This is a genomic window from Rufibacter aurantiacus (assembly GCF_017916345.1).
Classification (GTDB): Bacteria; Bacteroidota; Bacteroidia; order Cytophagales; family Hymenobacteraceae; genus Nibribacter; species Nibribacter roseolus.
In genome coordinates this window covers 1,247,998-1,261,899 of record NZ_JAFMSV010000002.1, presented here as the reverse complement: position 1 = coordinate 1,261,899, position 13,902 = coordinate 1,247,998, and the positions used below count along the sequence as shown (strand labels likewise).

General features: G+C 44.6%; 9 protein-coding genes. 6 read left to right on the top strand and 3 right to left on the bottom strand.

Going from position 1 to position 13,902, the window contains the following annotated elements:
* The first annotated feature begins 157 nt into the window (after positions 1-157).
* Together J3P34_RS10275 and J3P34_RS10270 are read left to right on the top strand one after the other, a co-directional pair.
* Entirely contained in the window at positions 158-745 is a 588-nt protein-coding gene (locus tag J3P34_RS10275; protein WP_210488368.1) for a shikimate kinase, read from the top strand.
* A 65-nt stretch (positions 746-810) separates the two neighbouring features.
* Entirely contained in the window at positions 811-1,422 is a 612-nt protein-coding gene (locus J3P34_RS10270; RefSeq protein ID WP_210488365.1) for a sterol desaturase family protein, read from the top strand.
* A 76-nt stretch (positions 1,423-1,498) separates the two neighbouring features.
* Here the strand turns inward: J3P34_RS10270 and J3P34_RS10265 are convergent, their stop codons facing one another.
* Entirely contained in the window at positions 1,499-1,687 is a 189-nt protein-coding gene (locus J3P34_RS10265; protein WP_210463186.1) for a hypothetical protein, read from the bottom strand.
* A 307-nt stretch (positions 1,688-1,994) separates the two neighbouring features.
* Here J3P34_RS10265 and J3P34_RS10260 point away from each other — a divergent pair, with 307 nt between their 5' ends.
* Entirely contained in the window at positions 1,995-2,174 is a 180-nt protein-coding gene (locus J3P34_RS10260) for a hypothetical protein (protein ID WP_210488363.1), read from the top strand.
* A 16-nt stretch (positions 2,175-2,190) separates the two neighbouring features.
* Here the strand turns inward: J3P34_RS10260 and J3P34_RS10255 are convergent, their stop codons facing one another.
* Entirely contained in the window at positions 2,191-3,366 is a 1,176-nt protein-coding gene (locus tag J3P34_RS10255; protein ID WP_210488362.1) for a S8 family serine peptidase, read from the bottom strand.
* A 1,196-nt stretch (positions 3,367-4,562) separates the two neighbouring features.
* Between J3P34_RS10255 and J3P34_RS10250 the strand changes: the two genes are divergently transcribed.
* From J3P34_RS10250 to J3P34_RS10240, 3 genes are all read left to right on the top strand, one after another.
* Positions 4,563-7,040 carry a YDG domain-containing protein gene (locus tag J3P34_RS10250; protein ID WP_210488360.1) on the top strand — a complete coding sequence of 826 codons (2,478 nt, stop codon included), beginning with the start codon at positions 4,563-4,565 and terminating at the stop codon, positions 7,038-7,040.
* Between the two features lie 622 nt (positions 7,041-7,662).
* The gene (locus J3P34_RS10245; protein ID WP_210488358.1) at positions 7,663-10,089 is read left to right on the top strand and encodes a YDG domain-containing protein; all 2,427 of its coding nucleotides are present in this window, start codon (positions 7,663-7,665) and stop codon (positions 10,087-10,089) included.
* Between the two features lie 432 nt (positions 10,090-10,521).
* Positions 10,522-12,054: a SulP family inorganic anion transporter gene (locus J3P34_RS10240; RefSeq protein ID WP_210488356.1), complete on the top strand. Its 1,533-nt coding sequence runs from the start codon at positions 10,522-10,524 to the stop codon at positions 12,052-12,054.
* 429 nt (positions 12,055-12,483) lie between these two features.
* On the opposite strand, the gene J3P34_RS10235 is transcribed toward J3P34_RS10240, so the two are convergent.
* The gene (locus tag J3P34_RS10235) at positions 12,484-13,851 is read right to left on the bottom strand and encodes an MBL fold metallo-hydrolase RNA specificity domain-containing protein (RefSeq protein WP_210488354.1); all 1,368 of its coding nucleotides are present in this window, start codon (positions 13,849-13,851) and stop codon (positions 12,484-12,486) included.
* Between the last annotated feature and the right edge of the window lie 51 nt (positions 13,852-13,902).

The window sequence follows — 13,902 nt, the reverse complement described above, 5'->3', positions numbered from 1 at the left end:
GAATAGGATGGTGGTGCTGCATATATTTCCTCAATTGTTGGACCTTGTCACAGACCATTGCGTACATGCTGTTTGCGTGCTGTTTTTGAGAAAGTAGCCCCTAAACGAACCGGTATATTCCTGGTTTGATGACCCCTTGAATATTGTGCCTGATTACATGTTTTCCGCCCAAGTGCTGCCCCAACCGAACGAACGTCCTTCCAAAATTTTCCTTGTAGGTATGCCCGGCTGCGGAAAATCAACGGTGGGAATGGAACTAGCCCAGCGGCTGCAATACACCTTTTTGGACCTGGATGCCTTAATTGAGGAGCAGGAGGGATGCACGGTGCCGCAGGTGTTTGAGCAGCGCGGGCAGGAGTATTTCCGGCAGGCCGAGGCCCGGGCCCTGCGCCTGGCTGCCGCCCGGCCTGAGCGCCTGGTGCTGGCTACCGGTGGCGGTGCGCCCTGTTTCTGTGAAAACATGACTTTTATGGTTTCGCAAGGCACCACGGTTTATTTGAAACTCACCCCCACCGAGTTAGTGGCCCGTTTAAGACCTTCTGACCTGCAGAGCCGGCCCTTGCTGCGGGATAAATCCCCCGATGAGCTGCTGAGGTATCTCTCTGATACACTGCATCAACGAGAACCGTTTTACCAACAGGCATCCTGCCAGGTTGGCGCCGGTGTCTCATCTGTAGCTGCTGTTGCGCAGGAAATAGTACAGTGTCTTCCTGGTGCCACAGATCAGGTTAGTGGCTGTATCTAGATAATTTTAGTTATTTTTGTGCGTTTCCTGGCAAGAAACGTTTCGTTTAATTTTTCCCGTTTACTATGAAACCGAATCACAAAGGATCTGCAACTCTGTTCAAGAATCCAGTACTGGAGCGGCTCACCCATACGCACATTGCGCTTCCTATCTCAATTTTTTTGGTGATTGCTACCGGTCTGCTGGTGTACGGCTTTAAGTACGGCTTCCTGGATGTGCTCTCGGCGGTAGGTTTGTTTGTGGCCGGCTGGCTTATTTTCTCCTTGGTGGAGTACATGGCGCACCGCTACATTTTCCACATGGCGCCCACCAATGAGTTCAAGAAGAACATCCAGTACACGTTTCACGGAAACCACCACGACTACCCCAAAGACAAAACCAGGCTGGCCATGCCACCCATCGTGAGTCTGTTTATCGCCTCTTTTTTCTTTTTCGTGTTCAAACTGATCTTCGGGTCGCTGGTGTTTGGCCTGGTGGCCGGATTCCTGTTTGGGTACGCGCTTTACCTTTTCGTGCACTATGCGGTGCATGCCTACGCGCCCCCCAAGAACTTCTTGAAACAGCTCTGGATTCACCACAGCATCCATCACTACAAGGATCCTGAGCGGGCTTATGGCGTGTCCTCTCCTCTCTGGGATTGGATCATGGGCACCATGCCGGAGCAGCGTAAAAGATAATGAATATCTAACTAAAAAGAGAAGGCCACCTGTAAGGGTGGCCTTCTCTTTTTAGCGTTGCTGGAGTAAATGAACCCTAGAGCCGGTTTCTTCCTCCGCCCCGTAATTTACGGAGTAGCCACATGATCAGAGCAATCACGATAACGATAATGATCACCGCTGTCCACATACCGGCCTGGAAAATATCCCCGATAACATCACAGCTGGAAAGCGTCATGGACATGATCAGCATGAACGCGAAAAAGTATGCTTGTAAATTTCTCATATCAGTAAGTTTAGGTCATTGATTAAAGGCTTGGTTTACACCATTGAACCATTTGTATTCTGATTACTCTGTTTTATACAAAAAGGTTAAACTCTGGTTTTCCCATTCTGCCATTTATTCAGCCTTGTCGCTCTGTATTTTCCTGATATGTAAGGTTTGATGAATACTGTCCAAGTATAGATATAGATAGTCTGTTGTGAGAAGTTAGGTCTGATAAGAAGTATGTTTTTTGTTATGGAGTTAAGTGGAAACCTTTGAAGTGGAAGAGCTTGGAAAGCAATTTCAAGCCTAAGTAAGATTAACTAACATGAAGCTGATTCGCTTTTTTGGTTTAGAACTGTTTTGGGTAAAACAGGCTTTAAACAGTTTTTTGACAAGAGAAGCGATGGGTGTTATACCGCTGGATCTCTGCCAGCTTGGATCATTGATGAGCCAAGTTCCTCTAAACAAGAAAGGCCCGTCTTGTAGACGAGCCTTTCTTGTTTAGAGCATTAGTGATGCTACTATCTCAATGCAATTGGATCTGGTTTACCATCTGGGTCATTGGTCACCAAGCCTTGGGAATTAACTCTTCCGCCGGTTAAGGCCAGGATGCCGGCTACGTGCGGAGCTGCATAAGAAGTACCGTTACCGTTCACATATCCGCTGCCTTTCCAGGTAGTTTTAATGTTGGTGCCCGGCGCTGCATATTTCACAGAAGCCCCGAAGTTAGAGGAAGGGTTGAACTTGCCGTAAGAGTCCATATTGGATACTACGTAGACGTTAGTTGCCACCACGCGGGCCGGAGAGTCTACCTTGCAGTCAATGGAGCTGTTACCAGATGCCACCACCACAAACATACCTTTGGCAGCTACTTTCTTCACCAGGTCATCCAGCATGGTGGAAGCGGCCACGCGCAAGCTCATGTTCACTACATCGCCAGCTTTGCCATAGGTGTAGGCATGATTCAACGCCGAGTAAATACGGGTAAGGGTCCCGTAACCGGTGTTGTCAAAAACGCGCAGCGCTACGATGGTCGCGTTAGCAGCCACACCGACTACGCCTGTTGTGTTATTTTTAGCGCCAATGATCCCCGCAACCGCTGTACCGTGGCCGTAACCGTCTTCCCAAGAAGTAACTCCGGAAATAAAGGATTTGCTACGGGTCTTGTCTACGTTCAAATCTGGATGAGTAGACTGTACGCCTGAGTCAATGACCCAAACCGTTTTGCCGGTACCATCGCCGTATCCTACCCGGGCGACGCCCCAGGGAATAGATTGGGTAGTGGCGGTGGTGGAGGTAGTAGTTTCAGCAGAAAGGGTAGCTACTGCATTCTCTAGCTGAACCGTCTGCTCCTGCTCTACATACGCAATGTTCTCATCTTGCCTTAACTGTTGCACCTGGTCTTTGCTGAGGTTACCGGTAAACCCATTAGATGCACCATCAAACACTTCGCCTACACGATCCTGGTTTATGCCTAATCTTGAAAATAAACGGTTTCTTAATTCTTGTTTAGAAGCGGCAGTACCATTCTTCATGACAACAATGTATTTACCTTCTACCACTTTGGAGGCAGCGGCAGGAGGAGTTGGCGCAGTGGCCGTTTCTTCTAAAAGCTCGTCTTTCTGGCAGCCCGCCATAGAAAATACAGAGGCTAGCGCGAAGAAAGAGACAGCTTTTTTGAAATTAGTTGATCGCATAGTCAATCTTTTTGAGTTAAAGACAAAGTGCAACGTAACCATATGTTACGCTTCTTCGTAACTCTCGGCTTTTGTTTATGGTTCAATCAACTCAGAATATTTAAGGTGAAGACGAGGTTTTTAGAATTTTTTGGGTTGTTAATTTTATATGAATTATTGATTATGGTCAAAGATTAGGCTTGTTGATAAAGCGAAATTTGGTGATTTGCATTTAGTTAAGTCATTGCTCTTCTTGAGTGCATGCTCTTGGCGTCAGTTATTTAATAATAAAAAGCACTTAACCAAATCCGTGAACTTTGGTTAATATTTAAAATACCATATATTATTATAACCTATTATTCACTAGGGAAAGTTTGAAAAAATCTCTGAATGCTGAGAGTCAAATCACTTGGTGCTTCGTAGTGCTTTTTTGGTTTTTCCCACTCATTAAAAGTAAAGTTCGGAAAAGGAGTGGTGACTATAATATTGAAGGATTTATATATTTAAATAACCTTTGAAAGGGAGGTAAGTAGTTGTAGTAGCTTGCTGGTCTAGTTAGGTCATGATTACAACATCCTTTGGTTTTTCTGCTCCATTTCTCTTCTAATTAAAGCAGCATTATACTAACCTCTTATTTCTAAGTAGTGTTATGACTTATTACCCGCTCTATTAGGCGAACAAAATATAATTTAAAATAATATGAAAGTCTCTGTAGTATTTTGAATTGAATTCAATAAAATGTTATGTGAACTTGAGAATAATCAATAAATGAAATAAAAGTAAACCTATTTAGTAGGCATGCATAATAAATAATAGGACTAATTCTTTAAAATTATACATTTAGTATTATGGTTTTACTTAGAATTTCTAAAAAGGTTATATAAATAATTTAATTAAAATTATAGTGCTGATTAGAAAATTATAGAGAGGATTAGTCTTTATACATTAAATGTAGTTACATATGTTTGGCTGGTCTAAAATATGATATTATTTTGTAAGACTAGCTTTTTTTGCTCTTCTAGCCAAATGAAAATATCACTTAACTTAAATAATAAGATATTAAATTAAACTAAATTTTTGCTTTATTATATTGACTTATTAAAATTGTTATATTTCAAAAAGTGGTGAATTGATAGATAGTATTGCCAAATTTGTAGGACTTGTTAAAAGAAGTAACTAAGTAATACAATAATCAATTAATGTCTAGTAACCCTTTTATGAAAAAATTGTACTTGTTTGGGAGTTTTAAATCTTTAGGAAAGCTTCTTTTGGTAATGCTTGTTATGGCAGTGTTGTCTGTATTCAACTCTATAGAAGTAAAGGCTCAGATTAAAGTTACTACACTTGCAACAGGTGGAGCTAATCTATCTGCTGATTTAGCCCTAAATGCTACAGGAGGAGGAGCATTTACCGGCTTAGGTGATATTGTGGTGTCTGAAACCGGAAAAGCAGATTTCTTAAGAGGTGGTAATGGAACTAACTTCGTTGTTAATGCTCCAGCTGGATGGATTTTTGATACTACCCCAAATAGTATTACTGTAGTAGTTGATCGTTCACAAGGTCCTTCTAATTTTACTGTAAGTTTGGGGACTGTTACGACCACTGCTATTACCGTGGCTGTGAGTGCGCCTTCTCAAGATAACAAAGTCGATTTTTTTACAATTTCTGGAATTAAAGTAAAAGCTGAAAAAGGAAGTCCACTTTCAACTGGATCAAATATTACCGGTACCTTCTCAAATAGAGCAGCGGTAGTTAGTACTACACCTACTGCACTTACTTTGGGAACTTTATCTCAAATAGCCGGAAGAGCACTTAAACTAGTTTTTCAAACGCAGCCTAGTTCAGAAATTTACGGGATGGGAGTTGGTACTCCAGTTGTAAGGGTTCAGGATCAATTTAATAATTTTACAACTAACAATTTGGGGACCTCGCTTATTGTTACTGCTTCTGTCACTTCTGGTGATGGTAGTGTGATAAACAATACCCAGGATATTGGCACCTCTTCAGGTAACGGAAGTGCGGTATTCTCTAACCTACAAACAACAACCGTAGGTACTAAGAGAATCACTGTCAGTGCCCCCAACCTTGCTTCTGCTGTAAGCGACCAATTCACTATTTCTCAAAAAACATTAAGTGTTCTCGGTGTTAACAAAGTATACAATGGTGACAATAATGCTTCTGCGACATTAGTAGGTGTGGTAAACGGGGATGATGTTACTTTGACTGGAACATTCAGTTTTGTGGACAAGAATGTTGGGAATGAAAAAATTGTTAATGTAATAGGTTTAGGTCTTTCAGGTACAAAATCAGGTAATTATATCCTTGATGGAAGTAGTGCTATCACAGCCAACATCACAGCAAAGGAGCTTACAATTTCAGGATTATCAGCTGTAAGCAGAGTGTATGATGGAACGAGAAGCGCATCTTTGTCTGGTGCTCCTGTTCTTAATGGCGTTTTCAATCAAGAAGTATCATTGAATCCGAATGCAGTAGGCATCGCCTCTTTTGATACCAAAAATTTTGGTACTGGTAAGGCTGTGACTGTGACTGGTTTTACTCTGATTGGTAATGGTGTAAGTAATTATTCGCTTACTCAACCAACTTTAAGGGCAGATGTCACTCAAAGAACACTAATCGTAACCGCTTCTGGGCAGGATAAGATTTATAACGGTGATGTGGCAGCAACCGTAGTGTTGACCACAGATAAGATACAGGGTGATGTTGTAAATGTAGCTAACTCCTATGTTGCAACATTCGAAAGTAAAAATGTAATAGAGCCTAAAAGCATAATTGATGTTTCAGGAATCTCAATCAGTGGAGCTGACGCGTTCAACTATACGTTAGCAAGCTCATCTGCATCAACTTTTGCAAAAATTATACCAAGAACGCTTACCATTGAAAATGCTGTTGCAAATAATAAAATTGTAGATGGGAATTTTGCAGCAACAATTACAGGGGAGTTAGTGGGTGTTTTATTAGGAGATGAGGTAACCCTAAACGGCACAGGTTTGTTTGCCTCTAAGGAAGTAGGGGATGATATTCAAGTTGTATCCACTAGTACCTTGAATGGAAAGGATGCTAATAACTATTCGCTTGTTCAGCCAACCGGGCTTATGGCTGACATTACTCCTAAAAATGATCCACTTCCAGTCTCTTTAATTTCTTTTTCAGGAAAGCAAAAGTCTTCATCAATTGATTTGTCATGGTCAACTGCTGCTGAGAAAGACAATGATTATTTCCAGATTGAGCGTAGCCAGGATGGTAAAACTTTCATTGGCGTAGGAAAGGTGAAAGGAAACGGAAATAGCAATGTGTTGCGGAATTACAACTTCTCAGATGCTTCTGCGCAGGCCGGCGTGAACTACTATCGCCTGAAACAAGTTGACTTTGACGGTAAGTTTGAGTACTCAAAGGTAATTGCAGTGAAGGCAGATGCTAAGTCAGGTGTTCAGGCGTCATTAGAGGTTTATCCAAACCCGACAGTAGGTAAAGTATATGTTACCTCTTCTCAAGTAAGTGGTGCCGCCACTGTAACTGTGTTCCATAGCAATGGCAGAGTAGTGCTGCAGCAAAATGTTCAAGTAGAAGTAGGGCAGCCTTTGACTCTTGATCTCTCGAACTATTCTCCAGGAGTTTATTTCCTCCAGGTTCAGACGGCCAATGGGAAGATGACTTCCCGCGTAGTAAAACAATAGATAATTCACTTAAAGCAAAAGCGAAGGCCACCTCTTTGGAGGTGGCCTTCGCTTTTGCAGTTATGCTAGCAGTGCTTATTTCTTTAACTATAGCCCCAAATTAAAGGCCTACTACTATAAAGGATACTAAAATTTACCCTTCCCAAAGGTCAGTGTCTTAATATGTAGGGCTTTGTGTTCCCTTCAATCAAGCCAAATAAATAAGCAAACAATTATTAAAGGTGTAGGCATAATCGCAGTTTTCCCTATTGAAATAGATTGGTGTTTCAAAAAAATCATAAAAATATATATAAATAAATAAAGAATAATTTAATAAAATATAAAATTATCAAGTAGTGTCTATTGTAATTATAGCTTAAAATAATTATGTGTTTTGAGGAGCAATTGGATAGGTATTGTTGCTTTCATTTTGGTTTAACCAGAAAACAAAGAATGTAAATACATACAATGGTATTATTTGAACATGAATAATTGAAATATTCAAATAGATAATTTAAGGATAACACAACTACTTACAAAGGTAAGTATGGGGCGATGATGAATTTTTTTTGTGAGATTTATGTAATCAATGCAAGAAAATATTGAATACATAATAAATCTTTAAATTAAACATGCCTTTTTTATGGACAAATTGTACTCATGTGATGGAAAGGAGCTAAAGCTAGCAGGTTTTCGCAATCTAGAGTTGGCCAGATCAATGCAAGAAAATCCGGCTTGTCTACCTAAATGGAAACTAGCTGAATCAAAATTTTGGAAAGTAAAGATAATATACCTAGTGTTATTTTTTCTTGGAATTTCATTTGGATCTATATCCTTAGTTGAAGCACAGAGTATTAAAATTGATAATGTCACCCCAAATCCTGTTTGTGCAGGTTCTAGTGTGACTATCACATTTTCAACTACTAATGGTAATGGGAATGGAAATGCTTTTAAATATAATACATCAACCACTTTTAAAGCATATTTGGGTCTTAATGGAGGGCAGTATACTGAAATTCACTCCTTCCAAAAGCCAACTACAGTCTTCGGAACCGGAAGTGGTGGTCCATCAAGTGTGACAAGTGGAATCACCCAATCTATTCCCCTTCCGGTAAATAGTGCCACGGGTACTTATAGAATTTATTTAGGGTCAACTCTGCCAAATCATGTTGGATCTCCAACTAATGGAGTTACTTTCACAATCAACGCAGCTGCGAATGCTGCTCCTGTAGTAGCAAGTGAAGAAGTTGCTAAAACTATTGTTTATGGAAGTTCCAACCCTAACTTCACAGCAACTGTTCCCTCAGGACAAACAATCAATTGGTACAATGCCTCAACGGGTGGAACGTTGCTCGCAGCAAATTCAGTCTCCTATACTCCATCTGAAAAGGCGGCTGGTACTTATAAATATTATGCTGAAGCCAGGAGCGGCTCAGGTTGTCCTAGTGCTACCAGAACGGAAGTGACCCTTACTATTGCTCGGAAAGCGCTTACCCTTACAAACGCGGCAGCAGGCAACAAAGTCTATGATAAGACAAATGCCGCCGTTATAACCGGAACCTTAACAGGTATAGTAGGCAGTGACCAAGTTTCTTATGATGGTATTGGTGTTTTTTCAAGTGTAAAAGTTGGAGAAAATATTTCAGTTACTTCTATCAGCACTTTAAAGGGGGCAGCTGCTAGTAACTACATTCTAACTCAACCTTCTGGTCTTTTTGCGAACATCACCCAAAGGAATCTTACCGTTACCACTATTGGGCAAAACAAAATTTATGATGGTACAACTGTGGCAACGGTAACATTTAAAACAGACTCCATCAGTGGGGATGTTGTTGGGGCTGCCTATGCCTCAGCCAACTTTGTTGATAAAAATGTAGGCCCCCGGGAAATCAACGTAACCGGCATTTCTATTACAGGGGCAGATGCGGGTAATTACAAGCTTGTTAATACAACAGCAGTAACAGCGGCTAACATTCTACTGAGACCAGTGGAGGTTTCCAACGTGTCCATAGAAAGCAGATCTTATGATGGTACTACCGTTGCAAAATTATTAGGCAATCCTACCTTAGTTGGAATTGTTTCCAGCAACGGAGAAGAAGAAAAAGTTACAATCAATAATTCTTTTGCGGATGCAACCTTTGAAGACAAAAATGTTGGCGTCAATAAATTGGTAGTAGTGACCGGATATACCATTGAGGGAGCAGATGCATCCAATTATAGAATTGTTCAGCCTATTGGATTAAGGGCTACTATCACTCCTAAAGATATTACGGGTGCGTTCATAGCAGCGGATAAGGTGAAGGATGGAACCACTACAGCTACAGTTATAGACCGTACCTTAGTTGGTCATGTTGTGACAGATGATGTAGCGCTTGTTGGAGGTACCGCAACCTTTGCCAGTTCAGAGCCAGGTACTTGGCCCGTTACTCTTTCGGGGGCCACGCTACTAGGAGCAGATGATTTTAATTATAATTTAACCGGAGTAGCTACAACAACCGCTACTATTGAACCAGGTCCATTACCTGTTACTTTGACATCCTTTGAGGGAAAACAAACAAAGAATTCTTCTGTTTATTTGTCTTGGACAACCGCCACGGAGAAAGACAACGACTACTTCCAGGTAGAGCGCAGCCAAGACGGTAAGTCTTTTGCAATTATCGGCAAGGTAAACGGCAATGGCACGACCAACGAGAAACAGGAATACAGTTTCACGGATGCTGCTGCGCCGGCAGGTACTGTCTATTACCGCCTGAAACAAGTTGACTTTGACGGCAAATTTGAATACTCCAAAGTGATTGCAGTGAAAGCAGACGGAAAAGCTTCTGCCCTGGCTTCTCTGGAAGCGTATCCTAATCCAACTCCGGGCAAGGTGTATGTATCCTCCACAGAAGGAAGTGGGCCGGCTACGGTGACCCTGTTCCATAGCAGCGGACGGGCTGTTTCCCAGCGGCAAATGCAGCTAGAAACCGGCAAGCCCATCGCTGACTTAACGGGTCAAGTGCCTGGCATCTACTACCTGCAGGTGCAGACTAATACAGGTAAATCTACAATAAGAGTAGTGAAGCAGTAAGTAATTCATTTCAAGTATAGGAAAGGCCACCTCCATGGGGTGGCCTTTTTTATTTATACCGGTCAGCTTAATTCACAGTCTTTATGATATAGAGGATAAAAGATTGGGCAACAGTCAGAAAGTGTTTGCCTGTTTTTAGGGTATATTCTTAAAAATCAGCCCAAAACACTCTTTTTATACTACTTCAATATGCCTGTTGTCCATGGAACATCTACGGGAAGGTGGGGCCGTGAAATATGAAATAGTAGTACTTTTGTGCCGTGATTGGGTAGGCACTTTATAGTGCTCCTTCCTATGTTTTTATGGAAAGAAAGTTTTTCCTATTAGTGCAGTAGATATGGTGCTACCATTATCCTAAGCCGATCACAAACCATATCTATCTCAAGGTGCAAGCATAGTCACGCCCTAGTTTCCCCCATCCAGAGTTCCAGAATGAAGCTTTACTTACGCTTATTTGATTTCAGCCAGAAAGTAAATTACAGAAAAGAAATTTTAGCCGGGCTTACGGTAGCCATGACCATGATCCCTGAGTCGCTATCCTTTGCGATTCTGGCAGGCTTTCCGCCGTTGGTTGGTTTGTACGCGGCCTTTATCATGGGCTTGGTGACAGCGGTATTGGGTGGCAGGCCGGGCATGATCTCAGGCGGAGCCGGGGCTACCGCAGTGGTGCTTATTGCTTTGATGCAGTCGCACGGGCTGGAGTACGTGTTCGCGGCGCTGGCCTTAGCCGGTGTTCTGCAGATCCTGGTGGGCGTGTTTAAACTGGGCAAGTTCATCCGGTTGGTGCCGCAGCCGGTGATGTACGGCTTTGTGAATGGTTTGGCGGTCATTATTGTCATGTCTCAGGTGGCGCAGTTCAAAACGATGGTGAGCGGGGAAGAGGCTTGGCTGTCAGGGAATGCCTTGTTCGTCATGGCCGGACTGGTGGCTTTGACCATTGCCATTATTCTCTTGCTGCCCAGGATAACCAAAGTCGTGCCGCCGTCATTGGTGGCCATTCTGGTGGTGTTTGGGGTAGTCATGGGCTTAGGCATTGAGACCCGGTTGGTGAAAGATATCGCCTCGGTGAGTGGGGGTTTGCCGCCGTTCCATATTCCGCAGATTCCACTTTCCCTGGAAACCCTCCAGATCATTTTGCCTTATGCACTTATCATGGCGGGCGTAGGCCTTACCGAGAGTCTGCTGACCTTGAACCTGGTGGACGAGATCACCGGCACCCGCGGAAACGGCAACCGCGAGTGTGTGGCGCAAGGCAGCGCAAACTTTCTGAACGGCTTTTTCTTCGGGATGGGCGGTTGTGCCATGATCGCGCAGACGCTGGTGAACCTCTCGGCGGGAGCCAGGGCGCGGCTGGCGGGCATTGTTGCGGCGCTTACCATTTTGGTCATTATCTTGGTGGGGGCTCCGTTTATTGAGCGGGTACCCATGGCGGCGTTGGTGGGTGTGATGGTGATGGTATCCATCGGTACTTTTGAATGGGCCAGCTTCCGGATTATTAACAAAATGCCCCGGGCCGATGTATTCGTGGGGATCCTGGTGGCGGGTATCACCATTTGGCTGCACAACCTGGCGTTGGCCGTGCTTATTGGTGTCATCATCTCGGCACTGGTGTTTGCCTGGGAAAGCGCCAAGCGCATCAGGGCCAGAAAGTACTTGGATGAGGACGGCACGAAGCACTATGAACTATACGGTCCGCTGTTCTTCGGATCGGTGGCGGCATTCACCGAGAAGTTTGACGTGGCCAATGACCCTCAGGAAGTAATCATTGATTTCAAGGACAGCCGGGTAGTGGATATGTCTGGCATAGAGGCCTTGAACAAACTCACCGAGCGCTACCATAAAGCCGGCAAGAAACTGCACCTGCGCCATCTCAGCCCAGATTGCCGCCAACTGCTCCAGAATGCCGGTGCCGTAATTGACGTGAATATTCTGGAAGACCCGCATTATGGCATCGTCACAGATTGAGTGCCTCTCGTTTTAAATCTGTTTTGAGGAAAACAAGCTAGAATCGCGCCTCCTTTGGTACGGAGAATTCCGCTGGCGCGGGTTTACAACTCGTGTCCACAGGAGTTGCAAGTATCAAGCTGCTCTATTTTGTCATCTTGGAAAGATCTTGTGGGCCAACAGTAGCGATGTTGCTTCAAAGCCTCTCTAGTTCGCTCACAAGATCTTTCCAAGATGACAAGAAAGGGGAGTTTCATTTGAAATGAATCAGATTACCTAGGTTTTGCAATGCAGGGAACAAAAGGTTTTCTGAAATGAGTGCTGGCACGAGCTGCAAGCTCGCGCCAGCGGGTTGAAGCGTAGGCACGTGCAATAGCACAAAAGCGTTTCGGGGCTGTTTTAAGCAAAACAGCCCCGAAACGCTTTTCCACATGATAACAAGCAAAGGAATTACACCACGTATGATAACCGGAACTCTGGGATCTCAATGTTCCCGTAGCCCAGCTCCGATAGATCTTCCTTTAGTTGGGTCATCACAGATTTCTCACCATGCACCAAAAAGATGCGCTGGATTTTCTCTTTGTCCTGGCAGTGCAGGAACTTGGCGATGTCACCGTAATCGGCGTGGGCGCTGTATTCCTTCATGATCATCATCTCGGCTTTCACCTCCACCTCATCGCCCATGATGTAGACTTTCTCGGCGCCGTTCATCAGTTTGCCGCCCAGCGTGGAAGGCTCACAGTAACCAGTGATGAGCACGGCACTGTTGGGGTCAGAGAGGTTGGTTTTGAGGTGATGTTGGATGCGGCCGGCCTCCATCATGCCTGAGGAGGAGATGATCACGCACGGCTCGTCAATCTTGTTCAACTCTTTGGAATCGTCTACCTCGGTGATGTAGGTAAGCTGCGGAAACCCGAACGGGTCTGGATCCTCTTTGAGGTATTCCTGCATGGTGTCGCGGAAGTACTGCGGATTGTCGCGCATGATGTCGGTGGCATACACTGAAAGCGGGCTATCTACGAATACTTTCACATCGGGCAGGCGGCCTTCCTCGGCCAGGTAGTTCAGAGAGTAAATGAGTTCCTGCGTACGCCCTATGCTGAAGGCCGGGATGAGTAGTTTGCCCTGGCGCTCCACGCAGACCTCCTGCACAATCTTCTGCAGGCGCTCCTCGGTATTCTCCAGGCTATCATGCACGCGGTTGCCGTAGGTAGACTCACAGATGATGATCTCGGCCTGCGGAAACGCCTGCGGCGGGTTCAGAATCCGGTTGGCAAACCGCCCGATGTCGCCGCTGAAGCAGAGGGTGCGCTCTTTGCCATCGTCCTGCAATCTGAGGTTTATGGCGGCGCTGCCCAGCACGTGACCGGTATCAGTGAAGAGCAGCTCAATGTCCTCGTCAATCTGGTAAGGTTCATCATACGGCACGGTCACGAACTGCTGCAGGGCCTGCTCGGCGTCTTCCTCAGTATAGAGCGGTGTCGTGTTGCCGTTTCCGTTGCTGCCCTGAATACGGGCGCTGTCCATGAGCAGAAGCTTGCAGAGTTCCAGGGTGGGCGGCGTGGCATAAATAGGACCGGTATAGCCCTCGCGCACGAGCAGCGGAATCAATCCGGAGTGGTCAATATGGGCGTGCGAGAGGATGAGGCAGGTAAGGTTCTCGGGCTCGAAGTCAAAGGAGCGGTTCCGTTCCTCGGTCTTGTCGCCCATGCCCTGGGTCAGGCCGCAATCCAGCAAAATGCGTTTGCCATTCTCTAAAGTAACCAGGTGTTTGCTGCCGGTCACGGTCTGGGCCGCCCCGTAAAAAGATATCGTCATAGGAGTAAGTCTGAATAGGTGGGGATTGTACGGGCGGTAGCCTATTCAGAT